At 66.8% G+C, this 23,646-nt stretch carries 26 protein-coding genes; 8 read left to right on the top strand and 18 right to left on the bottom strand.

The features are described from left to right. The first annotated feature begins 20 nt into the window (after window positions 1–20). A complete protein-coding gene (locus AC1Q87_RS00505; protein ID WP_492607083.1) occupies window positions 21–1,043 on the top strand; it encodes a methyltransferase in 1,023 nt (340 codons plus the stop codon). Window positions 1,044–1,046: 3 nt separating this feature from the next. Here AC1Q87_RS00505 and AC1Q87_RS00500 read toward each other — a convergent pair whose 3' ends face one another. Beyond that, window positions 1,047–1,499, bottom strand: coding sequence for a GFA family protein (locus AC1Q87_RS00500; RefSeq protein WP_492607082.1), 453 nt, complete (start codon window positions 1,497–1,499; stop codon window positions 1,047–1,049). 135 nt (window positions 1,500–1,634) lie between these two features. On the opposite strand from AC1Q87_RS00500, the gene AC1Q87_RS00495 reads away from it, so the two are divergent. Continuing rightward, on the top strand, window positions 1,635–2,279 hold the full coding sequence (locus AC1Q87_RS00495) for an FABP family protein (protein WP_492607081.1): 645 nt from the start codon (window positions 1,635–1,637) through the stop codon (window positions 2,277–2,279). 4 nt (window positions 2,280–2,283) lie between these two features. Here the strand turns inward: AC1Q87_RS00495 and AC1Q87_RS00490 are convergent, their stop codons facing one another. From AC1Q87_RS00490 to AC1Q87_RS00480, 3 genes are read right to left on the bottom strand one after another with little or no spacing between them, the layout of a single operon-like run. Next, the gene (locus AC1Q87_RS00490) at window positions 2,284–3,723 is read right to left on the bottom strand and encodes a cryptochrome/photolyase family protein (RefSeq protein WP_492607080.1); all 1,440 of its coding nucleotides are present in this window, start codon (window positions 3,721–3,723) and stop codon (window positions 2,284–2,286) included. Between the two features lie 37 nt (window positions 3,724–3,760). Next, entirely contained in the window at window positions 3,761–4,498 is a 738-nt protein-coding gene (gene hutC, locus AC1Q87_RS00485) for a histidine utilization transcriptional repressor HutC (protein WP_492607079.1), read from the bottom strand. Continuing rightward, window positions 4,495–5,865, bottom strand: coding sequence for a formimidoylglutamate deiminase (locus AC1Q87_RS00480; protein WP_492607078.1), 1,371 nt, complete (start codon window positions 5,863–5,865; stop codon window positions 4,495–4,497). The genes hutC and AC1Q87_RS00480 overlap by 4 nt, the downstream gene beginning before the upstream one ends. A gap of 65 nt (window positions 5,866–5,930) precedes the next feature. On the opposite strand from AC1Q87_RS00480, the gene hutI reads away from it, so the two are divergent. From hutI to AC1Q87_RS00455, 5 genes are read left to right on the top strand one after another with little or no spacing between them, the layout of a single operon-like run. After that, entirely contained in the window at window positions 5,931–7,136 is a 1,206-nt protein-coding gene (gene hutI / locus AC1Q87_RS00475) for an imidazolonepropionase (protein ID WP_492607077.1), read from the top strand. Then, window positions 7,133–8,665 (top strand): histidine ammonia-lyase, encoded by a 1,533-nt coding sequence (hutH, locus tag AC1Q87_RS00470; RefSeq protein ID WP_492607076.1) that lies wholly within the window; start codon window positions 7,133–7,135, stop codon window positions 8,663–8,665. The genes hutI and hutH overlap by 4 nt, the downstream gene beginning before the upstream one ends. After that, window positions 8,665–9,474, top strand: coding sequence for an N-formylglutamate deformylase (gene hutG, locus AC1Q87_RS00465; RefSeq protein WP_492607075.1), 810 nt, complete (start codon window positions 8,665–8,667; stop codon window positions 9,472–9,474). The genes hutH and hutG overlap by 1 nt, the downstream gene beginning before the upstream one ends. Window positions 9,475–9,482: 8 nt before the next feature. Further along, window positions 9,483–11,150: a urocanate hydratase gene (gene hutU / locus AC1Q87_RS00460; RefSeq protein WP_492607074.1), complete on the top strand. Its 1,668-nt coding sequence runs from the start codon at window positions 9,483–9,485 to the stop codon at window positions 11,148–11,150. Further along, complete coding sequence (locus AC1Q87_RS00455; RefSeq protein WP_492607073.1) at window positions 11,150–11,695, top strand: HutD/Ves family protein; 546 nt, start codon at window positions 11,150–11,152, stop codon at window positions 11,693–11,695. The genes hutU and AC1Q87_RS00455 overlap by 1 nt, the downstream gene beginning before the upstream one ends. Here AC1Q87_RS00455 and AC1Q87_RS00450 read toward each other — a convergent pair. Together AC1Q87_RS00450 and AC1Q87_RS00445 are read right to left on the bottom strand one after the other, a co-directional pair. Further along, window positions 11,692–12,135 carry an FKBP-type peptidyl-prolyl cis-trans isomerase gene (locus AC1Q87_RS00450; RefSeq protein WP_492607072.1) on the bottom strand — a complete coding sequence of 148 codons (444 nt, stop codon included), beginning with the start codon at window positions 12,133–12,135 and terminating at the stop codon, window positions 11,692–11,694. The two genes, AC1Q87_RS00455 and AC1Q87_RS00450, sit on opposite strands and share 4 nt — an antisense overlap. A gap of 12 nt (window positions 12,136–12,147) precedes the next feature. Then, window positions 12,148–14,025, bottom strand: a complete 1,878-nt coding sequence (locus AC1Q87_RS00445) for a M1 family metallopeptidase (protein ID WP_492607071.1) — start codon at window positions 14,023–14,025, stop codon at window positions 12,148–12,150. Window positions 14,026–14,196: 171 nt separating this feature from the next. Between AC1Q87_RS00445 and AC1Q87_RS00440 the strand changes: the two genes are divergently transcribed. After that, a complete protein-coding gene (locus AC1Q87_RS00440) occupies window positions 14,197–14,751 on the top strand; it encodes a DUF2239 family protein (protein ID WP_492607070.1) in 555 nt (184 codons plus the stop codon). Window positions 14,752–14,932: 181 nt separating this feature from the next. Here the strand turns inward: AC1Q87_RS00440 and AC1Q87_RS00435 are convergent, their stop codons facing one another. Genes AC1Q87_RS00435 through AC1Q87_RS00380 form a run of 12 tightly spaced genes read right to left on the bottom strand, consistent with a single transcriptional unit; the run spans window position 14,933 to window position 23,597 of the window. Next, window positions 14,933–15,277: a hypothetical protein gene (locus tag AC1Q87_RS00435; protein ID WP_492607069.1), complete on the bottom strand. Its 345-nt coding sequence runs from the start codon at window positions 15,275–15,277 to the stop codon at window positions 14,933–14,935. A gap of 50 nt (window positions 15,278–15,327) precedes the next feature. After that, the gene (locus AC1Q87_RS00430) at window positions 15,328–15,705 is read right to left on the bottom strand and encodes a hypothetical protein (RefSeq protein ID WP_492607068.1); all 378 of its coding nucleotides are present in this window, start codon (window positions 15,703–15,705) and stop codon (window positions 15,328–15,330) included. Further along, window positions 15,693–15,887, bottom strand: coding sequence for a hypothetical protein (locus tag AC1Q87_RS00425; RefSeq protein ID WP_492607067.1), 195 nt, complete (start codon window positions 15,885–15,887; stop codon window positions 15,693–15,695). Before AC1Q87_RS00425 ends, AC1Q87_RS00430 begins: the two co-directional genes overlap by 13 nt. Before the next feature lie 58 nt (window positions 15,888–15,945). After that, the gene (locus AC1Q87_RS00420; RefSeq protein WP_492607066.1) at window positions 15,946–16,872 is read right to left on the bottom strand and encodes a hypothetical protein; all 927 of its coding nucleotides are present in this window, start codon (window positions 16,870–16,872) and stop codon (window positions 15,946–15,948) included. Next, window positions 16,872–17,204, bottom strand: a complete 333-nt coding sequence (locus tag AC1Q87_RS00415) for a hypothetical protein (protein ID WP_492607065.1) — start codon at window positions 17,202–17,204, stop codon at window positions 16,872–16,874. The genes AC1Q87_RS00420 and AC1Q87_RS00415 overlap by 1 nt, the downstream gene beginning before the upstream one ends. After that, window positions 17,201–19,222: a hypothetical protein gene (locus AC1Q87_RS00410; protein WP_492607064.1), complete on the bottom strand. Its 2,022-nt coding sequence runs from the start codon at window positions 19,220–19,222 to the stop codon at window positions 17,201–17,203. Before AC1Q87_RS00410 ends, AC1Q87_RS00415 begins: the two co-directional genes overlap by 4 nt. Next, window positions 19,222–19,989: a hypothetical protein gene (locus AC1Q87_RS00405; RefSeq protein WP_492607063.1), complete on the bottom strand. Its 768-nt coding sequence runs from the start codon at window positions 19,987–19,989 to the stop codon at window positions 19,222–19,224. Before AC1Q87_RS00405 ends, AC1Q87_RS00410 begins: the two co-directional genes overlap by 1 nt. Beyond that, a complete protein-coding gene (locus AC1Q87_RS00400) occupies window positions 19,989–20,981 on the bottom strand; it encodes a hypothetical protein (protein WP_492607062.1) in 993 nt (330 codons plus the stop codon). The genes AC1Q87_RS00405 and AC1Q87_RS00400 overlap by 1 nt, the downstream gene beginning before the upstream one ends. Continuing rightward, window positions 20,981–21,220 carry a hypothetical protein gene (locus AC1Q87_RS00395; protein ID WP_492607061.1) on the bottom strand — a complete coding sequence of 80 codons (240 nt, stop codon included), beginning with the start codon at window positions 21,218–21,220 and terminating at the stop codon, window positions 20,981–20,983. The genes AC1Q87_RS00400 and AC1Q87_RS00395 overlap by 1 nt, the downstream gene beginning before the upstream one ends. A 3-nt stretch (window positions 21,221–21,223) precedes the next feature. After that, window positions 21,224–22,513: a hypothetical protein gene (locus AC1Q87_RS00390; RefSeq protein ID WP_492607060.1), complete on the bottom strand. Its 1,290-nt coding sequence runs from the start codon at window positions 22,511–22,513 to the stop codon at window positions 21,224–21,226. Between the two features lie 4 nt (window positions 22,514–22,517). Then, the gene (locus tag AC1Q87_RS00385; RefSeq protein WP_492607059.1) at window positions 22,518–22,943 is read right to left on the bottom strand and encodes a hypothetical protein; all 426 of its coding nucleotides are present in this window, start codon (window positions 22,941–22,943) and stop codon (window positions 22,518–22,520) included. Window positions 22,944–22,961: 18 nt separating this feature from the next. Next, on the bottom strand, window positions 22,962–23,597 hold the full coding sequence (locus tag AC1Q87_RS00380) for a phage adaptor protein (RefSeq protein ID WP_492607058.1): 636 nt from the start codon (window positions 23,595–23,597) through the stop codon (window positions 22,962–22,964). Window positions 23,598–23,646: the final 49 nt, after the last annotated feature.

The following is a 23,646-nucleotide window of genomic DNA, read 5'->3' as shown; positions in this document are numbered from 1 at the left end:
GCTGGCCAGGGAGGCTAGGCATGGACGACGCGCGCCCGATCACCCCCGAGGCGATCATGCAATTGGGCTGGGGCTTCTGGGGATCCAAGGCGCTGCTCAGCGCCGTCGAGCTCGGCGTGTTCACGCAGCTGGGCGGCGGCCCGCGGTCGCTGGAGGAATTGACCAAGAGCCTGAAGCTGCACCCGCGCGCCGCCCGCGACTTCTTTGACGTTCTGGTGGCGCTGGGCGTGCTCGAGCGAAGCGAGGACGGGCTCTACGCCAATACGCCGGAGACGAGCCTCTTCCTGGACCGGGCCAAGCCTTCCTATGTCGGCGGCATCCTGGAAATGGCCAACAAGCGGCTCTACCGCTTCTGGGATGGGCTGACTGAGGCGCTACAAACTGGGCAGCCACAGAACGAGGCCAAGGACGGCGGCGAGGATCTGTTCGGCGTCATCTACGCCGATCCGGTGATCCTCGAGAGCTTCCTGCGCGGCATGACCGGGGTCAGCCTCCCGGCGGCGCTGGCGATGGCGGAGCTGTTCCCGTGGAACGAGGCGACGTCGTTCGTTGACGTCGGCTGCGCCCAGGGCGGCGCGACCGCGGCGATCGCAGCAGCGCATCCGCACCTGACGGCCATCGGTTTCGACCTGCCGGCGGTGCAACCGGTGTTCGAGGCCTATGTGAGGGAGAAGGGCCTGGAGGGCCGCGTGCGCTTCGAAGCCGGCGACTTCTTCGCCGGCGGACTGCCGACCGCGGACGTCATCATCATGGGCCACATCCTGCACGACTGGGATCTGGAGCAGAAGCGCGCCCTACTGGCCAAGGCCTATGCCGCCCTTCCCGACGGCGGCCGGCTGATCGTCTACGACGCGATCATCGACGACGACCGGCGAAGCAACGCCTTTGGCCTGCTGATGAGCCTGAACATGCTGATCGAGACCAACGGCGGGTTCGACTACACCGGCGCCGACTGCGTCGGCTGGATGAAGGAGGCAGGGTTCCGCGACGCCGAGGTCCGGCCGTTGGTCGGTCCGGACTCGATGGTGATCGGAAGTAAGTAGCCGCTAGCCCGCGCGGCCGGCCGCGAAGGCCGCCATCATAGGCGAATAGGCCTCGACCGGCGGGAAACCCTCGAAGCTCTCGACTGCCGGCGTGACCGCCCAAGGCAGCTTCTCGGCGGTCATGGTCTCCATGTAGGGATCGAGGCCGCTCGGATCGTCCAGCAGGGTGGTGCGCACATTGACCAGATGCTCGGCCCCATCCGGGCGGGTGAACATCCAGCTCTTGCAGTGCGGGCAGAAGAAATGCCGCGTGGCGCCGTGCAGGCCGCCGATCACGGGCTCGCCCTCGGTGACGGCGAAGCCGGCGCTGGTGGTCAGGACGCTGAGAGAGAAGGCGCTGGACGTCATCTTCTGACAGCCGGTGCAATGGCAGGCCATGGTTATCAGCGGCGGCGCAGAGAGCCTGAACCGCACTTGGCCGCAGCGGCAGCCGCCTTCCCTCGCGAACTCGCCCATGGACCGGTCTCCGCCTTGTGTTTCGAGGCTGCTGTTATGGCAGCTTCGTCCACGGGGTCCAATGCGGCCGAGCTTGACCGTGACTGGCGCGGCTTGGCATGGCTGGATCTGCGGCACAGACGCGAGGAGGCGCCCGTGAACCCATTCCCCGACGACATTTTCACTGAGCCGGAGAACGTGGATCCAGACGGCCTCGCGAACCTGGGGCCGCTGCGGCGCCTGGCGGGGGTATGGGAAGGTCGCAAGGGTCTCGACGTGAACCCCAAGGCCGACGGGCCGGAGCGGCGAGAGTACGTCGAGCGCATCGTGATGCGGCCGATCGATCCGCAGGCCAACGGGCCGCAGCTGTTCTACGGCCTGCGCTACCACGTGCGGATTATCGCCGTGGGCGAGGAGACCACCTTCCACGACCAGGTCGGGTACTGGCTCTACGAGCCGGCGACGGGGCTGATCCTGCAGTCGCTGGCGATCCCGCGTGGGCAGACGGCGCTGGCCGGCGGCGCGGCGACTGATAGCGGCATCGTGGTGAAAGCGACTCGCGGCGACACCCAGCACGGCATCAGCTCGACCGCCTTCCTCGAGCACGCCTTCCGGACCGACAGCTATCAGCTGGAGATCACCTTCCACGATGACGGCAGCTGGAGCTACGTGTCGGACACCATGCTCGCGGTGCGCGGTCAGGAGGGACTTTTCCAGCATCGTGACCGCAACACCCTGACCAGGGTGGCCGAGCCGATGGGCAATCCGTTGATGCGCCGTGAGAGCGGACTGGATCTCTGATCTGCTAGGCCCGCGTCGAGGCGTAGGCCTCGAGGGCCCGTGCGCGGGCCCTCGCGTGATCGACAATCGGAGCGGGATAGTCGACGCCCAGCCGAACGCCGGCGTCGGCCAGTTCAATCGACCGCGCCGCCCATGGCGCATGCAGCAGATTGTCGGGAAGGTTTGCGAGTTCGGGGACCCAGCGGCGGACATACGCGCCGTCGGGGTCGAACTTCTGCCCTTGGGTGACCGGATTGAAGATCCGGAAGTAGGGCGATGCGTCTGCCCCCGAGCCCGCCACCCACTGCCAGCTAGCGGCGTTGTTAGCCAAGTCTGCGTCGACCAGCGTATCCCAGAACCAAGCCTGCCCTTCGCGCCAATCGATCAGCAGATGCTTGATCAGGAACGACGCGACGATCATGCGCACACGGTTATGCATCCAGCCAGTGGTCCAGAGCTGGCGCATGCCGGCGTCGACGATCGGATAACCGGTCTTTCCCTCCCGCCAGGCCGCCAGCCCGGCCGGATCGCTGGCCCAGGGAAAGGCGGCGAACTCCGGTCGCAGGGGCTGCTCGGGAAGGTTCGGCGCGCTGAACAACAGGTGGTGGGAGAATTCGCGCCAGGCGATCTCCGACAAGAAGACCTCGACGCCCGATGGCATCAGATCGCCGGTCTCCGCCAGCGCCGCAGCGGTCAGCGCTCGCCAGACCTGGCGCGGGCCGAGCTCGCCGAAATGCAGATGCGGCGACAGCCGCGAGGTCCCTTCCCTTCCCGGCAGATTGCGCGCCTCGCCGTACTCCAAGCTGACACGGCCTGCGAAGGCGTCGAGCCGCTCGTGCGCGCCGGCCTCTCCCGGCGTCCAAGTTTCGCGCAGACCGCCAGCCCAATCGGGACGCGAGGGCGTCAGCGACCAGTCGGCCAAGACCTCGGTCTCTGGCCAGATATCCGGCGCAGCGATCTGTTGTGGAGCCGCGATCGGGGCCGGCAGCTCGAGGCCGGTTCGGAGCGCCCGCCAGAACGGGGTGAACACACGATAGGGCTCGCCCTTGCCGTTCATCACCTCCCACGGCTCGCGCAGCAGACCGGCGTTGCAGCTGCGCGCGGCGACGCCCCGTTCCTTGAGCGCCGCCTTGAGGCGCTCGTCGCGCGCTACGGCCCAGGGCTCATAGCGGCGGTTCCAAACGACGGCGTCGGCGTCGGTCTCGACCAGGAGGCGCCCGATCTCGCGCTCCGCCGGACCGCGCCGCAGGATCAACCGTGATCCCCGCGCCGCAAGATCGCTGGCCAACGCCGCGAGCGAGTGATGCAGCCACCACCGCGAGGCGCTGCCAGCCCGCCAGCGGCCCGCGTCCTCATCGTCGAGGATGAACACCGGCACGACGCGGCCGCCATTCGCCAGCGCCGCGGCAAGTGCAGGATTGTCGGCGAGGCGCAGGTCGCCGCGGAACCAGAGGAGCGTCGTCACCCCACCGACTTCGCCCGGGCGGACGGTCTTGGCAAGCTCAGCCGCGCGACGGCCCGAACCGCGCGACGAGATCGTAGGCCTCACCGGGGAACAACTGGCGCACGCGCGTGACGCCGACTCCAGCGCGCCAAGTCCTGCGCTCGACCGCCAGGCAGGCGGTCTTCGGTGGAACCGCCAACAGACGCGCCGCTTCCGCATCCGCGGCGAGGGCCGAAATGCGGTTCTCGGCTTCCGTCCATGGGATGTGCTCCAGCAGCCAGGCGCCGGGGGATATCTCAGCGAAGTCGATGCGGGCCGCCTCTGGCGCCGCGCGCAAGCTGATCAGCCGATCCTCCAGCGAAAACGGCCTCGTGTCGGCGAAGTGCACGCCGCGCAGCGCCAACAGCGTGCGTCCGCCGGCGAGTTCCGCCTCATCAGCGCCGTCGGCGGCGCGCTGAACACAGGCGATCAACTCGAACCGGTAGGCCTGGCCGCGACCTTCGATTTCGGCGCGCAGATCCGGAATATCGAGAACCGCCGAATGCACACGTGGTCGCGCCACGAATGAACCGGCGCGACGTCGACGCTCGATCAGTCCGGCCTCTGCCAGGGCGGAGATCGCCTTGCTGACTGTCATGCGCGAACATCCGTATTGGATCGTCAGCTCATGCTCGAACGGGATTCGATCTCCCGGCCCCAGTTCGCCCGAGAGAATCTTGGCCTCGATATCGGTGCGGATCCGTTGGTGCAGGGCGGCCGGAGCATCGGCCTCCCCGACGGAAGCGGGCTTGGTCACGCGAGCACGTACTCCAGGGCCTTGCGATAGCGAACCGCGATCTCGGCCCGCCGGTGATGGCGGCCATTAGTGACTAGCTTCGCGCCCGCCCGCCAGACGCCGTCGATCAGGTCCCTGCGGCCGGCGAAGACGTAGCTGTCGAGGACCGCGTCCTCACTGCGTGCGGCCAGAGCCGGATGGTTCGGATCAAGGCTGACGATGTCCGCTGGCGCGCCCTCGGCGAGCACTGCCGCCCCTCGCCCGAGCGCCTGCGCGCCACCGGAGGCGGCCGCGCGATAGATGTCGGCCCCAGTGGCGCTTCCGGCGTCGGCGGCCAGCACGTTGCGGGTGCGCCGGGTCAGCCGCTGGCCGTACTCCAGCAGCCGCAGTTCCTCGGCCGCATCGATCAGCACGTTGGAGTCCGAGCCGACGCCGTAGCGACCGCCCGCCGCCCGAAACTCGACTGCGGGAAAGATCCCGTCGCCAAGATTGGCTTCAGTGATCGGACAAAGCCCCGCAACCGCGCCGCTGCGGGCCATCGAGCGGGTTTCGGCCAAGGTCATGTGAGTGGCATGGACGAGGCACCAGTTCTCGCCGACAGGGGCATTCTCGAGCAGCCATTCAACCGGCCTCGCCCGCGACCAGGCGAGGCAATCGTCAACCTCCTTGGTCTGCTCGGCGATGTGGATATGGATCGGGGCCGCGCCTGCCAGGCGGGCCAACGCCGTTAGTTCATCCGGCGTCACGGCGCGGAGGCTGTGCGGCGCCACGCCGACGACTCCGTGGGTCAGCGATGCGACCGCGGTCCGGCTGGCCTCAAGCAAGCGCGCGAAGGTGTCGAGATCGTTGATGAAGCGCGCCTGCCCGGCCGTCGGCGACGCGCCGCCAAATCCCGCATGGGCGTAAAACACCGGCAGCAGCGTCAATCCTACGCCGCTCTCCCCTGCCGCCGCGACGATCGCCAGCGCCATCTCGGCCGGACTGTCGAACGGAACGCCGCCGGCGGCGTGATGGAGGTAGTGAAACTCCCCGACTCGCGTGAAGCCCCCCTCAAGCATCTCGACATAGGCCTGCGCGGCGATCGCCTGCATGTCTTCGGGACGCAGACGCTCGGTGAATCGGTACATAACTTCGCGCCACGTCCAGAAGCTGTCAGCCGACGGCCCGCGAACCTCCGCAAGGCCCGCCATGCCCCGCTGAAACGCGTGGCTATGCAGGTTCGGCAGTCCCGGCAATGCCGGGCCATAGGCCTGCTCATCGGCATCGCGCTCAACATCGGTCTCGACCCGCACGATGAGGCCGTCCCGCACGGACAGGCGGACGTTCCGCGCCCAGCCCGCCTCTAGCAACGCGCTTTCGAACCAGATCGTTTGAGAGTGATCAGCCACTGGACAAGCCTCCTCGCTCGGACATATGTCTATACATAATTGGAGCAAAGGGGAAGGAGGCGAACATGCGATGCGACCGGCTCTGGACCAACGCCCGGCTGGCGACTCTGGCGCCCGATCGCCCGGGAGTCGGCGAGATCGAAGGCGGCGTCATCGCCTCGCACGACGGCCGCATACTTTACGCCGGCCGCGCCGCGGACGCCCCGGCGATAACCCCTGACGAAACGGTCGACTGCGAAGGTCGTTGGATCACGCCGGGCTTGATCGATCCGCACACGCATCTGGTCTTCGGCGGCGACCGCGCGCAGGAATTCGAGATGCGGCTCGCCGGGGCGTCCTACGAAGACATCGCCCGCGCTGGAGGCGGCATTGTCTCAACGATGCGCGCCACCCGGACCGCAAGCGAAGACGATCTCGTGGCCGCCGCACTGCCACGCCTCGACGCACTGATCGCGGAAGGCGCGACGACCGTCGAGGTGAAGTCCGGCTACGGCCTGTCGCTCGAGCACGAAATCAAATGTCTGCGCGCCGCCAGGCGGCTCGCGACCGAGCGGCCGGCGCGGATCGTCACCACCTTTCTCGGCGCGCACGCCCTACCGCCCGAGTGGTCGGGCGACGCCGACGGCTACATCCAGCATGTTTGCGAACGCATGATTCCCGCCGTCGCGGCTGAGGGCCTCGCCGACGCAGTCGATGCGTTCTGCGAAGGCATTGGCTTCACGCCCGCCCAGACGCGCCGGGTTTTCGAGGCCGCGCGCGCCCACGGCCTGCCGGTGAAGCTGCATGCCGAGCAGCTCTCGAACCAGCAGGGAGCCGCCCTGGCAGCTCAGTTCGGGGCCCTTTCGGCCGATCACCTGGAGCACCTGGATCTGGATGGGGTCGCCGCGATGGCGCGCGCGGGCGTCGTCGCGACCCTGCTGCCCGGCGCCTTCTACTTCGTCCGCGAAACTCGCCTGCCCCCGATCGACGACCTGCGCGGCGCCGGCGTGCCGATCGCCCTGGCGAGCGACTGCAATCCGGGCACCTCGCCCCTCACCTCGCTGCTGCTGACCATGAACATGGCCGCCACGCTGTTTCGCCTGACCGTCGACGAGTGTCTGGCCGGCGTGACCCGTGAGGCCGCGCGCGCGCTTGGACTGCTCGGCGAGACCGGAACCTTGGAGTCCGGCAAGGCCTGCGATCTCGCCATCTGGGACATCGAGCGCCCAGCCGAACTTGTCTATCGCATGGGGTTCAACCCGCTCCATGCGCGCGTGTGGAGCGGAAAATGAACTGTGTGGTGCTGCGCCCGGCCGACGTGAGCCTAGCCGAATGGCGCGAGATATATCGCGGCGCCGAAGTGCGTCTGGACCCTGCTTCGGAGACGGCGATCGCGCAAAGCGCCGCGGCCGTCGAGCGCATCCTGGCCAAGGGCGAGCCCGTCTACGGCATCAACACCGGCTTTGGAAAACTGGCCAGCGTCCGCATCGAGGCCGCCGACCTCGAGACCTTGCAGCGGAACATCGTGCTCTCGCACGCCGCCGGCGTCGGTGAGCCGTCCCCAATCGCGGTCATCCGCCTGATGCTCGCCCTCAAGCTCGCCAGCCTTGCGCAGGGAGCCTCCGGCGTTCGGCCCGCCACCACAGCCCTGCTCGAAGCCATGCTGACAAAGGGGCTGACCCCTGTCGTTCCGGCGCAAGGGTCCGTAGGTGCGTCCGGCGACCTGGCGCCGCTGGCGCACATGGCCGCGACCATGATCGGCGTCGGGGAAATCTTCGTTGCCGGCGCGCGTCGTCCCGCGCGCGAAGCCTTGGCCGAAGCTGGTCTCGCCCCCCTCACCCTTGGCCCCAAGGAGGGCCTGGCGTTGCTGAACGGAACACAGTTCTCGACGGCCAACGCGCTCGCCGGTCTGTTTGAAGCCGAATTGCTGTTCCAGACCGCGCTCGTCACGGGCGCCCTGTCGACGGAGGCCGCGAAGGGCTCCGACACCCCATTCGATCACCGTATCCATGCCTTGCGCCGGCACGCCGGTCAGATCGAGACGGCCGACGCCCTTCGCTCGCTAATGGCCGGCTCTGCAATCCGTGCCTCGCATCTGAGGGACGATGAGCGGGTGCAGGACCCCTACTGCCTCCGCTGCCAGCCCCAGGTCATGGGCGCGGCGCTCGACATTCTTCGCCAGGCGGCATCGACGCTTGCGACTGAGGCGAACGGCGTGTCCGACAATCCTCTGATCTTCCCGGACACGGACGAGGCCCTATCGGGCGGCAACTTCCACGCCGAACCGGTCGCGTTCGCCGCCGACATGATCGCCCTGGCGATCTGCGAGATCGGATCACTCTCCGAGCGCCGGGTCGCCATGCTCGTCGACCCGGCGCTCTCGGGCCTGCCGGCGTTTCTGACGCCCAAGCCTGGCCTGAACTCAGGCTTCATGATCCCGCAGGTGACCGCGGCCGCGCTCGTGTCGGAGAACAAGCAAAGGGCCTATCCGGCCAGCGTCGACTCCATCCCCACTTCCGCCAACCAGGAAGATCACGTCTCGATGGCCGCGCATGGCGCGCGACGGCTGCTGGGGATGGCGGAGAACGTCGTCGGCGTATTGGGGATCGAGCTGCTGGCCAGCGCCCAGGGCTGCGACTTTCATACCCATCTTGCGTCAAGCCTGACGCTCGAAGCTGTCCGCGCCACCCTGCGGGCGCGGGTTCCGCACCTCGGTGATGACCGCCACTTCCACCCCGACATGCAGGCGGCGAACGACCTCGTGCGTTCGGGCGCCGTCGTCGCGGCCGCCGGCCCTGTCGGCCTGCCGGGCGTCGGCTGATGGACTGGCTGGAGGTTCGGCGCGGCGAGGCGCCGTTGATTTTGAGCTTTCCCCACACGGGCACGGATGTTCCCGCCAACGTCGAAGCGCAGCTGACGTCCCCGTGGCTGGCGCGGAAGGACGCCGACTGGTGGATCCATCGTCTCTACGATTTCGCCCAGGACCTGGGCGCGACGACCGTCCGAACAGCGATCAGCCGCAGCGTCATCGACGTGAACCGCGATCCCACCGGCGCTTCGCTGTATCCGGGCCAGGCCACCACCGAACTTTGCCCGACGACGACGTTCGACGGTGAACCGCTTTACCGACACGGGGAGCCGAGCGAGGCCGAGATCGCCCGCCGCCGCACCGCCTACTTCGAGCCCTACCATACGATGCTGGCCCAAGAGATTGAGCGGATAAGGCAGGCTCACAGAACCGTTGTCCTCTACGAGGCCCACTCGATCCGCTCGCGCATTCCACGACTGTTCGAAGGCGAGCTGCCCAACTTCAATATCGGCACCAACTCCGGTGCAAGTTGCTCTCCAGGCCTTGCGGCAGCGGTCGAGACTGCCTGCACAAGTCCCCGGTTCACACAGGTGACCAACGGCCGCTTCAAAGGCGGCTGGACCACCCGGCACTATGGCCGCCCCGAGGCCGGCGTACACGCGATCCAGATGGAGCTCGCCTGCCGCGGCTACATGGACGACCCAGCCGAGCCGCCGACTCCCGCCAACTGGCCCGCGCCCTACTCGCCGATCCAGGCCGAGCCTATGCGCGCCGTTCTGACCAACGCCCTGAAGGCCTGCATCGCCTTCGCCCAAGCCTGAGCACCCAAATGACCCGCCTCGACAAGACCCGCTTGATCCGTCCCGCGACCGGAACCGATCTATCTGCCAAGAGCTGGCTGACCGAAGCGCCGCTGCGCATGTTGATGAACAACCTGCATCCCGACGTCGCCGAACGTCCTGAGGAGTTGGTGGTCTACGGCGGCATCGGACGCGCGGCACGCGACTGGGAGAGCTTCGACAAGATCGTCGAGACCCTTCGCCGCCTCGAAGACGATCAAACGCTGCTGGTCCAGAGCGGCAAGCCGGTGGGCGTGTTTCGCACCCATGCAGATGCGCCGCGCGTGCTGATCGCCAACTCGAACCTGGTGCCTCGCTGGGCGACCTGGGACCATTTCAACGAGCTCGATCGCAAGGGCCTGGCGATGTACGGCCAGATGACCGCCGGCTCGTGGATCTACATCGGCGCTCAGGGCATCGTGCAGGGCACCTACGAGACTTTCGTGGAGATGGGCCGCCAGCACTATGGCGGCGACCTGGCGGGCCGCTGGTTGCTCACCGCGGGTCTGGGCGGCATGGGCGGAGCGCAGCCGCTCGCCGCGGTCATGGCAGGCGCGTCCTGCCTTGCCATCGAGTGCCAGCCGTCCAGCATCGAAATGCGCCTTCGCACAGGCTACCTCGATCGCTCGACTGACAACCTCGACGAGGCACTGTCCTGGATCGAGCAGTCGTGCGCCGACAAGACTCCGATCTCGGTCGGACTGCTGGGCAACGCCGCTGAATTGCTACCCAAATTGCTGGCGCGCGGTGTGCGGCCGGACCTGCTGACGGACCAAACCTCGGCCCACGACCCCGTGAACGGCTATCTGCCGAAAGGCTGGAGCCTCGAGCGTTGGTACGCCATGCGCGACCAAGATCCCAAACAGGTCGAGGAAGCCGCTCGCGCGTCCATGGCCGAGCACGTCCAGGCGATGCTCGACTTCCAGGCCGCCGGCGTCCCGACCGTCGACTACGGCAACAACATCCGCCAGATGGCCAAGGAAGAGGGCGTCGCCAACGCCTTCGATTTCCCCGGCTTCGTTCCTGCGTACATCCGCCCGCTGTTTTGCCGCGGCGTCGGCCCCTTCCGATGGGCCGCGCTCTCCGGGGATCCAGAGGACATCTACAAGACCGACGCCAAGGTGAAGGAGCTCATCCCGGACAACGCCCATCTGCACAACTGGCTCGACATGGCGGCCCAGAAGATCAAGTTCCAGGGCCTGCCCGCCCGGATCTGCTGGGTCGGGCTCGGCGATCGCCACCGCCTCGGCCTCGCCTTCAACGAGATGGTCGCGAACGGCGAGCTCAAGGCGCCGGTCGTCATCGGCCGCGATCATCTGGACTCTGGCTCCGTCGCCTCCCCCAACCGTGAGACCGAAGCGATGCGCGACGGCTCCGACGCGGTCTCTGACTGGCCGCTGCTCAACGCGCTGCTGAATACCGCATCCGGCGCCACCTGGGTCTCGCTCCACCATGGCGGCGGAGTGGGGATGGGCTTCTCCCAGCACGCGGGCATGGTCATCGTCTGCGACGGCACGGACGCAGCAGCCAAGCGCATTGAACGCGTGCTCTGGAACGACCCGGCGACCGGTGTGATGCGGCATGCGGACGCCGGCTACGACATCGCGCTCGATGTCGCGCGCGAGAAGTCCCTCGACCTGCCGGGCATCCTTGGCTGATGCGTATTCTTCGCGCCGCAGACCGCACACCGACCCCATGGAAAAACGGCGGAGGCCTCACCTGGGAGGTCGCCGCCTCGCCCTCAGGCGCATCGCTCCCCGACTTCGAGTGGCGCGCTAGCATCGCCGAGGTGACTTCGGACGGGCCGTTCTCAGGTTTCGATCGCGTCGACCGCGTGATCACGGTGCTTGAAGGGGCAGGCCTGGAACTGCGGTTCGAGGGACGCAAGGCGGTCAGAGTCGACACCTCGGCCGCTCCGCTCGCTTTCCCGGGCGATGAGCCCTGCTTCGCCGCCCTCGTCGGCGGAACGGTGCGCGACTTCAACGTGATGGTTCGGCGAGGCCGCTGGATCGCTCACGTTCGGAGAGTCGATGCGCCGACGACGCTGCACATGCAGGCGGAGGTCACCATCCTTCTCGCCCGCACCTCGGCTTCATTGGACGCCAATCGCCTCCAGCCGGAGGACGCGGTGTTCATCGAAGGGGAGCACAAGGCGGACCTCGTCCACGGCGCGTGGCTCGTGGCGGAACTGACGCGCGCCTAGTCGACAACCTCGACAAGTTCGATGCGGAACTCGAGCGGCGTGTTGGCCGGGATCATATCCTTGCCCGCCGCCCCATAGGCGTATTCTGGCGGCATGTAGATCACCCACTCGTCACCTGGCCGCATGAGCGGCAGCACGGTCACCCAGCCCGGGATCAGCTTGCCGAGCGGAAACGTCACCGCACCCTCAGGATCGTTCTTCGACGAGTCGAACACGCGACCGTCAAGGAACTTGCCCTCGTAGCGCACCTTGATCGTGGAGGACCGCTTCGGGTGCGCGCCCGTCTCAGGTCCTGACTTGAGGACCTTGTACTGAATGCCCGGGATCGCCTTGACGCCCGGGGCCTGCGCGTTGCGCGCGAAGAACTCCGCGTTCCCATCCTGCGCCGTCGCAGGGGCGGTCAGCGCGAAGGCCAGAAGGACGCCGATCAGATTTTGCATTCGCCGCTCCGGTCAGCCGCCAGACACAAGACGTTCGAGACTCGACGCTACGGTCGGATGATATGTCGGTTTCGCTTCCTGGAAGATGCGAACTGCGATCGGACGGCCCCAGTCGCCCTGCTTCATCAGGCCAGCGTAGAGGGGGCGCAGGAAGAGCCCGCGACCGACCGAAGTGAGGAACTCTTCGAGGGCCGGAACCGCCGGTTCGTATCGATTGGCGATCGCGAGCTCCAGCCAGGCCGATCGGATGTAGCTGTTCGTCGAGGCGGAGAGCTTGAGGGTTCCGTCCAGGTCGTCGAGCTGCGCCTTCGACAGCTGCCGCGGAAGGCTGTTCAGGAACCGCAACCACTCCTGGGTCGTCCAGGCCGATGTCGTCAGCTGCGATGCCGGAGCCCCCTGCTTGAATGCGGCGACCTGGGCGTCGACGCGCGCAAGCGCCTCTGATTTGACGTGCACCGCATTGTCGGGAAGGCCAGCTGCGTACGCCCAGCGGTCAAGCTGGAGCTTCTCCTCCAAACCCTTGTCGCCCTTGATGAGATTGGCGCGCAAGTCCTTCAGGAAGCCGGCCGTGGTTTGCGGCTGGAACGCGTGGCGCTCGAAGTACGAGGTCAGATAGGCGTCCCAGCGCTCCCGCCCGACCGTCTTCTCGATCGTCCGCAAGAAGGTCGCGCCCTTGAAGTAGGCCAGCTGCCCGCCGACGTCCCCGTAGAGCTTGGTGGCTTCGGCGGTCGGACCACCGACCTCGGCGATGTCCGCCTGCATCCCGTCCCAATCGAGATCGGCTTCCATCTGCGCCCGCGGCGCGCCGTACTGCGCCTCCATGATGCGGTTCTCGAAATAGGTCGTGAAACCCTCGTTCAGCCAGCTGTCCGGCCAGGTCGCGTTGGTCACCAGATTGCCGGACCAGCTGTGCGCCAACTCGTGCGCGACGAGGCCGACATTGGCCCGGTCGCCGGTGATGAAGGTCGGGGTCAGGAAGGTGAGGGTCGGGTTCTCCATCCCTCCGAAGGGGAACGACGGCGGCAGCACGAGGACATCATAGCGGCCCCAGCGATAGGGTCCGTAGAGCGCCTCCGCGGTAGTCACCATCTTCTCGGTGTCGACCAGTTCCGCCGCCGCCCGATCCATCATCGACGGCTCGGTGTAGACGCCAGTGCGCGGGCCAAGCTCCTGGAAGGTCAGGTCGCCGACGGCCAGGGCGATCAGATACGGCGGCACCGAGTTGTCCATCCGGAAGCGATACGCGTGCTTGCCCTCCCCCGCCGGCTCGCCGTGCGGCGTCAGGCGCGCGCCGCTCATCACCGCAATGAGGTCGCTCGGAACAACGATCCGCGCCGTCCAGGTTTGCCGAATCCCAGGGCTGTCCTGCGTCGGGATCCAGCTGCGGTTGTTGATGTCTTGGCCTTGGCTGAAGAGGTAGGGCTTGGCCTTCCCTGCAGTCAGGGACGGCGGCAGCCACTGAAGCGCGCGCGCGCCAGGGCTGGATACATAGTGGACCACGATCCGCTTGGCGCCGTTCAGTTGCACGGTGAGCGGCGCCCCAAGCTCCGTATCCGATGCGCCAAGCTTCCAGGCCAGATCACGTCCGGCCCCATCCGTCACCTTGCTGACGGTCAGCCCCAGCGTATCGAGCACGATCTCCTTGGCCCCGGGCGCCGCGAGCACGTCCATGGCGGCCTGCCCGCTCACGGTCTTCGTATCGAAGTCTGCCGTCAGATCGAGATCAACGTGCGTCACCCGCGCGACGAGCGGCCGTGCGTAAGAACGCACATCCTTGGCGTCCGGAGTCGTGAGCACAGGGGCGACAGGTGTAGCCGCCAGGGTGTTCGTCGCAACGCCGGCCACGGACAACGCCGAAGCGAGAAGAATGGCCCGTAGGAAAATGCGCATGCTGACGCCCCCAGGAAAGCACAGGCCCGCACGGCAGGCCGAGTCGTTGTCATCCTAGCCGCCGGTCGAGGCAATTCTTGCCTTTGTCGCGCCCGATGGCGCATCACCTACGCTCGCAACACCCCCACTTCCTATTTATGCCCGGGTGATTTTGTGACAAACGCTTGAACGATGTCCGACACGCATACTGCATTCGCCGGCGCCCGTAAGCTCGCCTCTGGGTCGCTATCCGCCATCGCGCCGGCAGTAAAGTCTGCCTTCGATGCCGGCGAGTCCCACGTATTGATCTTCAACGACACGTCTGGCTGGCAAGTCGAACTCGATCTACGGGGCAGTTTGACCGAAGCACTCGAGCGTCTGGCGGCGTCGCCTGAACAACCGCCCCGCGCTGCAGCACGTGGACGACCCAAGCTCGGCGTCACGGCCCGAGAAGTCACGCTCCTGCCCTCACATTGGGAATGGCTTGCGAACCAGCCGGGCGGCGCTTCAGCGGCCCTGCGCCGACTAGTCGATCAGGCCCGCAGGTCGGGCGGCGACGACAAGCGTCAAGCACAGGAAGCCGCCCATCGCATCATGTTCGCGCTGGCCGGCGACCTCCGAGATTTCGAAGAGGCGACGCGAGCCGTCTACGCGGGCGATCAAGACCGCATTCTCACCCTCAGCGAAGGCTGGCCGATCGATATTCGCGACTACGTGCGACAGGTGACCGCGCGCGCCATCGCTTGATATTCATCGCTGCGCGGAAGCCTTCTGCAGATCAAGCAGGGTGTCGACCGCCAACTGGCGCGCAAGATTGCAGGCGGCCACGTCTGATCCGCGGATCACATAGCCTGCCTCGAGATCGCCGATCGTCGGGTTAGGCGGCAGTTGATGCAGGCGGCAGGCGCGCCGGGCCGCATCAGGAACCTCAACGCGCGGAAGCGCAGCCGTCCAGATTTGGCGCGAGCGCGCACAGCTCGCGGTCAGCATTGTGCAGGCGAGCAGCCCGCTCAGCAGCAAGCGGCACCTTAGCGTCTTCTGCATTCAAGGCCTCGATGGAGTTTTGACGGGCAAGAGCCGCGCCGTCCTCTTGGCGGCGAACGACCGTGTCCATGCGCGCAGCCGCTCCGCGCGCGAGTTCAGCCTCGATCATTGCGGTCTCAGCCCGCGTCTGGGCGATCTCGGTCTTACGGCGCTCGACGTCGACGCCGTGGCTGCGGCCCTTCCAGTAGATTGCAGCGAGCAAGACCGCGATCGCCGCGATACCGCCCAAGCTGAGCCACGTACGCAATGTCATCGGTGTGGGGCCTAGGAAATTTTTGATCACTTGAGCCCGCCGGCACGCAACCCGACGCCGGCTGCAAATGCCGCCAGTCCGGCCGCGAGCCACGGTCCGCAACGGGCCAGCCAGGTCCAAAACGCCGCGACGCCTTCGACGCGATCACGCTGCGCTTCAAGCAGGTCGATTCGTCCAAGGGCAGCACGAAGCTCAACCCGCAGCGCCTCCACCAGTTTGCCGGCCTCTTGCGCCTCAAGTCGCGCCAGGCGTTCTCGGACGTCGTCGACCTTGCTGGTGAGACCCTCCAGTCGCTTGGTCTGCGCCGCGACGTTGTCGCCGATCTGCCGCAGGGTAAGGATCTGCGCTTGATGAAGCGCCTCCGCGAGGCTCGTCGCGTCGTCAGATGCGGTCACGATCGCCACCATCGTCTTTGGTTGCCGCCGACGCCGCCGACGCCCCCACCTCGCGACGACGGCAATGCGGGCGGCGGCAGAAAGTCAGCTGCTTCGTGCGCGGCTCCAGTCCACGCCGGTTCGGCCAGTATCTTGTTGATCTTCTGAAGATGATCGGCGCGGGTCAGTCCGTCTTCCAGCGGCGTATTCATATACTGGCTAGTCCGAGACCAAGTGGATTTGAGAGTCGATCCCAATTTGAAGGACATCTCACGTGGCTCCTGGCGGCTTCTTGCCGATGGAGGCCGCGGTGCTGGCGATGTCGGCGATCTGCCCAAGCATGTCGAGGAAGCTCGGCGTGTGAGATGTTTTGCTGTTCGACGTTCCCGTCGATGTCGAGGTCTGGCCCTGGAACAACTGCAACGGCAGTCCCGAGAACATGTCGATCTGAGTGCCGAGCTGCGTCATCGGCGCGTTGCGGATCTGCTGATCCACGCCGCGCAATTGCGCGCCGAGCGACGACTGTGCGGCGACGTTGGCGCGCAATGAGTTGTCCCGCTCCAGCGCCAGCTGACCACGCATCTGCCGATCCTGAAGCGCGTTCTGAGCGTTGGCGAGAGAGGCCTGCTGCCGGCGATCCGCATCCTGGCTGGCCAAGCCCGCGCTCGTCGTGAACATGTCCTTGAGCAAGTTGGCGCTGACCGAGCTGCGGCCCTGGTTGAGCTGACGCTCAGTCATGCTGCGCGTCAGCGCCGAACCGGAGCTGTTGAAAGCGCTGTTTCCCGCCAGCTCAAGGTCCTGCGTCGCGCGAGTGCTGTCCGCGCCATAGTCATAGTCTGCAAGCGCCGCATCTACGACCTGACTGCGATACGGGTTCTGATAAGCATCTAGATTGTCGAGCAGACTCGCTGCGCCAACCGTCGGCGTCGGCTGCGCCAGCAGGTTTGCGAACCACTCGTCGCCTCCGACCTTTTGCGCGCCGCTGCCGAAGCCGGATCCCAGTTGCGCCGCACCAGCGGCCGCTTGACGCTCAAGATCCGAGAGCGGCGCCACGAGCGAGTACGGATCCGCGCCCCCGAAACTTTGAATACCCGTGTTCAGGCTTTGCGCCGTGTGCGTCACCCACTCAGGATTGTTCGGTGTCGTAGATGAAGTGCTGCTCGTACTCGTTTGACTGGTGGATTTTCGCTTACCCATCAAAGTGTCCTTTTGAGCTCGCGCCCTGACAGGCGGTAGCCATGTCGACGCAGCATCCGGATCCAGCCGGGCCGCCCGTCGATCGTGATGCATGTGCAGCCCTGCCCGCGGGCCCAGGCCTCGAGTCCCGGTCGCAAGCCGAGGATGTCTTCCAGACGTCCGCCCGCGAGCCAGATGTGCAGGCATCGCTCGCCGTCCTGCCCGACGAGTTCCGTGACCAGCGCCCCACGCTCACCGAGCCAGAGTTGGGCCCTGCCCGACGCGAGCTCGGCGATCAACTCGTCAACGGTCGCGTCAGTGAGCGCCGGCCTTAGCCAATCGAGATAGGTCAACGTTCCCCAGCGAGCGCCAATTCGACGGCGATCTGACCAAACCGCGCGAAGCTCGGCAGCGACGATCCCTGGAACCGGACCCGGAAGAGCCGTCCGCTGGCCCGAAAGTCCACCCGGTCCTGATCGGCGACCATCGGGAACGGCCCCTTGGTCGTCTCGTCGCCCTGCGGCTTGAAACGGCTGACGATCGACACGTTCACCGGTCCGACCTGGCGCATGATGTCCGGCCAGATGCCACGCACGAGCGCGGTCTGCTCCTCGCTGACGTACTGGTCCGCGGTTTCAATCGACCAGGCAAGCGCCTGGCCGTCCGCGGCCTGGCCGCGCTCGTGCCAGTAGACCTTCCCCGCCGCAGTCACGCCGATGGGGTCCTGAGAAGGACCGGCGTCCACCATCGCGGTGCGGGCCATCTTGCCGCGATACCAGCCCTGCCCGACCAACGAGAGCGCCACGTAGCGGCTGTTCTCGGTTCCATCGCGGGCGTCGGGGTAATCCCAACGGACTTCGCTGAAGCGCGAGGTCGAGGAGGCGGTGATCTTGTCCGCCTGCGAGACCGCGATGTTGTTGAAGAGATCGTCGCGGATCGGACACGGGATCGGCTCGACGCCGCCGCCCAGGCCATAGCGGTAGAACTGGCCGTCAACACCCAGCCAGTAGGCGGCTTGGTTGACCACGACCGCGGCGTTCGGCCCGATCAGACCGCAGTTCGCGGCGACACGGTCGAAGCGCCAGGGCTGGGCCAAAGAGCCAATGTAAGTCCCGAGGAACAGGCTGTGATTGGTCCAGACCAGCAGGCTGGAGCCGATCACCCGACCGGCGACAATGCGTCCGCCCCCCGGCAGCACATATTCCCGCGCCGTCGTCCCCGCCGCCGTATGCCACTCGGTATTCTTGCGCACCGAGGAGTGACGGATACAGAGCGGATCGAAGGCGCCGGAGACCTCCTGATTGCAGCCGAGCGCGAAGACCATGTCCTGCGGCGCGACCAGCATGTACATCACCTTGGTCGGAGCGTTGGTCAGCGGGACCACGTTGTCGGCCGTGACGTTGGCCCAACTGTAGATCGTCCCGCCGCGCGGATTGGCGACCAGTTGCTGGCCCCACGCAGCCAGGGCCCAGGTGCGCGGGAAAAAGTCGGCAGTAGACGATTCGCTGTAGCCGCCGACGCTATAGGCTCCGGTGCCATAGCCGGCCCCGCCCGTGCCATCGATCGCGCCAGTAGCGAAGGCCGCTTGCGGGGCGAAGGTCATGCCTATCCCGCCCGTGGCCGGAACCGCCACCGCGACCGCCGCTCCACCGCCAGTGGCCGTGCTCGTCGCGCCGGAGGTGAAGTTGAACTTGTAGCTATTGGCGTCGATGCGCGTGGCGACGAAGGTCCCGTTCGGTGTGATCCCGCCGACCGCCGACGCGCCGCTGACCGTGACGCTGGTCCCGCTACTGATGTTGTGGCCGGCCTCGGTCACAGTGACGCTCGGCGAGCCGTTGGTCACCGCCAGCGGATTGTTCCCCAGCGTCTTTGAGAGCTGCGCATTCGCTCCGGCGGTGATCGTGAAGGTGTTCGCGTCGGTAACCGTGACTGTGTAGGGACCGGCGGGGACCAGGCGGCCGACGGCGATTCCGCCGCTGATCACGACGCTGTCGCCGCTCGTCAGGCCGTGGGCCGTCTTTACGGCGGTGATGGTCGGCGCCCCGTTAGTGACCACGGCGTCGGCGCCGATCAGCGCGAAGGCTGGCATCGCCAGCGTCGGTGTGACGTCGTAAAGCCCGCCGCCAACCCAGATCTGCAACGCCGAGTGCGTGCCAAAGGCGACGTTGAGGGTCGGTTGCGCATCAGTCCACTGGAATGCTGTCCGGCAAACGCCTGCAAGCAGGCTCGCGGTCAGACTCTCCCAGCCGCCGATCGACTGCGGAAAGCCTTCGACGAACCGCACGTTGTCGCTGTCGGCCCAATGGCCGGACGCCGCATAGGTGGTGTCATCCGAGCGCAGGCCCGGAGGGAGCTTGAGCGGAACGCGCATCAGATATCCCTCGCATTGCTCGGATAGCTGCGCCCCCCCCCCCAGACAATTCGAACGCCGCCGGGGCGCGCGTCGAAGGCGAATGATCCGTTCCCGCACTGCGTCCCGATTGCAGAGCCGTAGGCGCCGGTCAGACCATGTAGTCCGACGCCCTCGCCATTTCGGAATTGCCATCCGCCCGCAATATCGTTCGGGCCGCCTGGCGTCGAGCCGCCGCGACCGGCGCCGTCGGACGCCCCACCCGGAGGCAGGTTGGCCCCCGCGCCACTGGCGGTCGAATAGTTTTCCCCGTTGCCACCGGCTCCACCGTAACCGCCAGCACCGCCGCCGAGGCCGCCGTCGCCGCCGCCGAAGGCGGCCCCGCCCTTACCGCCATTGCCACCGCCACCGCCAAGTGTTCCGGCATAGGTAAGCCCAACGAGCGTTGCGAGATTGCCGCCGCCCGCGCGCAAAAGGAATGTGGCGCCACGCGCAACATAGCTCTCCAGCCCTGCAGCATTGGGGCTGCCATAGATCCCGCCGCGGCCAACGATGATATCCAGCGACTCACCTGGCAGCACCGGCACATCATTGCGCCAATGCAACCCGCCGCCAGCGCCGCCTTCGAACGGATCACCGCCACGACCACAGCTCCCCCCACCTACAACAACTGCGGAGATGGCGTAGACTCCCGCCGGAACCACAAACGTCGTCGTGCCCGCCGTCGTCTTCTCCCACTGGCCGAAGACGTCGGAACTCGCGATCGGCGCGACCGGAAATGGAAACATCAGCTGAAGTTCCGAGCTGGCGAAATGTCGATGTAGGAGCTCGACCAGACGAAATAGTAGAGTCGGTCGCTTGCATGGGCGGTCGGCGTCAGCGACAGGGCGCCGCCTGGCCTCTTCAAGTTGGAACCGACCGAAAGCACGCGCCCCCCCGTCGCGTCCTGCACCAGCCGAATAGTCCCGCTCTGCCCCGGCTTGGCGTTCGCGAAGTTCGCCAGGGTCAGATTTCCTGCCAGCGCGCCAATGTCGAAATTGACGCCAGCATCGAGGTCCAATGTGACGGTCGCGGCATAGGCCACGGAGATTGGGGCGACCGCGCCGAACAGCCCCGCCGGCGGAATGAATCTGTCTGTCAACACCCCGTCAATGGTTTGCGACGTCGAAGCCGGCGTCAGCGCCGCAGCCAAGCCGGTAACGTCCGCGATCTCAACCGGCTGCCATGTGGCGTTCGCGCCATCGGACTGGATGAACCGCGCGACGGTTCCCACCCCCTGCCCTGGCAGATCCACGCCGCCGAAGGCTTGCGCGTCGACATAGGACTTCGTGGCCGCGTCGGTGTTGTTCACCGGCGCTCCCAAGTCCGTCAGCCGCCCGCCCGCCATGTCCGTAGCCTGCACACGCCGCACGTTCGCCGCGTCGCATGTCACCAGCACCGCCTCGCCCGGCTTCACCAGCCCAACGGCGCCGCCACCGGTCGTCACGGTCACATCGCCTGACGCCCCGTTGCGCACGACGTAGAGTTTCTCGACCGCCGGGATGGTAATCGTGCCGCCCGAGCCGCTGGTGACGTCGAGGAACGCGCAGCGGGCCTCATCGTCGGAGCCGTTCGCCGTCGTCAGCGTCTTGGCCCCCGACAGCGCGAACGCGACGCGTTTGGCCGTCGTATCTTCCAGCAGCTGGAAGACGCTGGAATTGAGGACTGAGCCCCAGGTGTTGAGGCTGTCACCCGGCGACTGAAGATTCAGGCGCAAGCGCGACGTATAGGTCGAAGGCATCAGATCGGTCCTCCAGTGTCTTGCCTGATCCAGGCGACGCCGTTCGAAACGGCGAGGATGTCGAGATCGGAGACCCGCAGGACTCCGTTGGGCCAGCGCCCAGCCGGCGGCAGGCTGGCCTTGGGCACAGCGGCGACGGTCACCGGCTTATTGGGTTGCTGCAGCTCGCGGAGCGCGTCGGCCACGGCATGGTAAAAGGGTAACGGATCCGTCTTTAGATCGACCGGCGCGATCAGCATGGTTCAGCTCCAGACTTCCGGGGTGTCGCCGACCGGCGTCCATGTTTCTGATGGGCTGGACATGGGCGCCCACCTGTCGGGCGCGCCTGGGATGGGCTGCCAGCCCTGTTCGCCGCTGTAGCGCAGCTTCGCCGACCACCCGGTGTGACCGACGCTCGCACGTTCGGGCTTCAGAATGTGCGTCCAGCCCCAGTCAATCGCAGCACCAGCGAACGAGAATGCCCCCGACATCGCGACTATCCGGCGCGACCAACGCAGGCCGGCGGCGAGGCGCGCCCAAGGGTAGCTCTCGACCGTCGTGCGCAGCTTTCGCCTCGCCCTCGCCCCGGCCTGGCGGCCGGTGAGGCTGACGTTCGCGAACACCGCGCTGACCATGCGCCCTGCAATCGTGCGAGGCAGCGTCGCGGCGAACCCCTCCAGTGCGAATGACGTCGACGCTCCAGTCAGGCGCAGGCCTCGCCTAGGCGCGGTCGCATGCCCCGTGAGAGGGTAGCCGCGCGCGTCCGCCCTCACACGATAGCCCCGGCGAACCGCCGCATTGATCCTGGCCAAGGTGCAGCTGCGCGCCATTGTCGGCAGCTGGCGCGTCGCCTTCGTCGTGGCGGCCTTGCCGGCAAGCGCCAGGCCCCCGGCTGCAGCGGTCAGCGTAGGACCGCTCGCGCTCGCCGCCTTGATCGCAAGCCAGTTCCCTGACCAGCTCTGGCTGGCGCTTAGCGTTGGCGCATAGGTGTCCGCCGCCGTCGTCGCCATCGCCTTGGCGGCGACGTGGAACTTTCGATTGTCGGCGATGACCTCATCTTGGAACGACCACGACGCATCCTCGGTGATCGTCGCCGCCGGCGAGGTCACGAACAGCCAGGACAGCACAGTTTCGCCCGCCTGGGCCTGCGGTCCGGTATTCACGATCGGGGCAGCGCCGGTTCCCGTCTGCGCGGGCGAGCCTTGGGCGTCGATGTAGCTGGCCGCCGCACCGTCCACCATGAGCGCCACGACAAACCGCCGAGACGCCGTCCCCGAAAACGCGGCGTAAATCTTGTCGCCCGCCGCCAGGCCGGTCGCCACCGATGCGTGGACCCAATAGCCGTTTCCCTGCGCGGAGTTTGCAGCGCTCTGGGCGGTGTAACTGTTCGACTTGTCGTCGGTGACACCGGTCAAGGTGACGATCGACGTGGCGTAGGCCGCCAGCACCAGCACCTTGCCGCTCGGAACGGCCCGGATCAGCGTGACCTCGACCGCCCCCGTCGCGTTCTGGATTTTGACCCCTGAACCAACGGGTGTCAGCGCAATCGCCACCGACCTAGGCCAGGGTCAGGACGCCGTTCGTCGCATCGAAATCGATGGTCAGCGTCTCGGTGTCGGCGAGCGTGATCGACGAGCCGTAGTCATACCAGCCGATGAGCGGGTCTGCCGGCGAGGTCGGCGTGTCGTTATAGAGCACGGCGTAGCGGAAGGGGCCGATCGAACCGGCCGAGGCTGTGAACACGACGTCGTCCAGGACCAGCTTGTAGACGCCGGACGATTGCGTTGAGCTTGCGACAGTCGCCTGGGCGCCGCCGGCCACATAGCCGTTGCCGGCCGAGATTTCGGTCAGGTCCGCCTTCACGCTGTTGGTCGCCAGCGGCGTCGTATTGGTCAACATCACCTTGAGCGTATCGCTCTGCAGGTTGTGCACCTTCTCCGCCAGGTGCTCGACGAAGGCATTGATCTTGTTGAAGGCGGCCATGGATCCTCGTTGATCGCTCTAGTCAGTCGGAAGGGCGAACGCGGCCGGCCGATGCAGTTCGGGCTCCGTCCGCAGCGGGCCGACCGAGGTTCGGCGTGCTTGGCGCAGCTCCTCCACGGCGGTTCGGTACTTGGTCTCGAACGTGGCGGTCAGGGACGCATCGCGCAGGAACGGCGCGGCTTCCTTGAGGGCGCCGAATAGGTAGAGGTCCGGGTGCGCGACCAGCAGCCAGTTGGTCGGCCGGCCGTCGCCCAGGGGCGGGACGCGTACGTAGTAGGTCAGCGTCGCCGTATATTCGCGGTCTGGCGCGGGATGATAGCGAAGCTCGCCGCCGACCAGGGCCCAGAAACGGGGTCGCCCAGCCTCCTCGGATGCAGCCGCGTCCAGCAGCTCCAATGGCGCAGGCGTCAACCGCCAACGCTCTAAGCCGTCGCTCAAGACGAGACTGCGCACCTCGAGCAAGTCGCTCGGAGCCGCCGACAGCGGATCGCCAATCGGCGCGCTTGCCCGGCGCGTCATCTCGCGCTCGCGCAGCACGCGGTCGATCTGGCTTTCCGCCAACCGGATGAAGTCCGGAATTCGCGGCGCCAGGTCAGCCCGCTCGAGCCAGTCGGCGATCGCCGACGTCAGCTCGCCATAGGTGGATAGGGTCATCAGGAATGTGCTCGCGCTCTCGCCGATCAGGCGGGCCTCGGCGGGGCGG

The organism is Phenylobacterium sp. GW823-FHT02A09 (assembly GCF_058797775.1).
The sequence above is the reverse complement of the archived record's forward strand: the minus strand, read 5'-3'. Positions and strand labels throughout refer to the sequence as shown.